The sequence below is a fragment of the Burkholderia sp. Bp9140 genome, assembly GCF_003853425.1.
Classification (GTDB): Bacteria; Pseudomonadota; Gammaproteobacteria; order Burkholderiales; family Burkholderiaceae; genus Burkholderia.
Genome location: NZ_QTPQ01000118.1, coordinates 1 through 773 on the forward strand (window position 1 = coordinate 1; position 773 = coordinate 773).

Genomic DNA, 773 nt, shown 5'->3' on the forward strand with positions numbered 1-773 from the left:
CGTTACTGCATGAACCAGCCGTGGCTGACGACGAACGACTGGCCCGTGAGCGCGGCGCTCGGGAACGCCGACAGGAACAGCACCGTCTGCGCGACGTCCTGCACCGTCGTGAACACGCCGTCGACCGTGTTGCCGAGCATCACCTTCTTCACCACTTCCTCTTCGCTGATCCCGAGTTCCTTCGCCTGCTCCGGAATCTGCTTGTCGACCAGCGGCGTGCGCACGAAGCCCGGACACACGACGTGCGAGCGCACGTTGTGCTTCGCGCCTTCCTTCGCCAGCACGCGTGCGAGGCCCAGCAGCCCGTGCTTGGCCGTCACGTACGCCGACTTCAGCGGCGACGCTTCGTGCGAGTGCACCGAACCCATGTAGATCACGACGCCGCCGCGATCGTCCTTGTACATGTGCTTGAGCGCGGCCTTGGTCGTCAGGAATGCACCGTCCACATGGATCGCCTGCATCTTCTTCCAGTCGGAGAACGCGTAGTTCTCGATCGGGTTGACGATCTGGATGCCCGCGTTCGACACGAGGATGTCGACCGAGCCGAACGTTTCGGCCACCTTGTCGATGCCGCTGTTCACGGCGTCCTCGCTGGTCACGTCCATCGCGACGCCGATCGCCTTGCCGCCGGCCTTGTTGATCTCGTCGGCAACCGCGTTGGCGCCGTCCTGGTTCAGGTCGGCGATCGCGACGGCCGCGCCCGCCTTCGCGAGCTCCAGTGCGATTTCCTTGCCGATGCCGCTTGCGGCGCCCGTGACGACTGCGGTCTTGCC

1 protein-coding gene is annotated in these 773 nt (G+C 65.2%); it reads right to left on the reverse strand.

Annotation, left to right across the window (positions count from 1 at the left end):
• Positions 1–2: 2 nt before the first annotated feature.
• Positions 3–773 (reverse strand): 3-hydroxybutyrate dehydrogenase (locus DIE21_RS36865; RefSeq protein ID WP_148092783.1); only part of this gene is annotated, 771 nt, incomplete at its 5' end.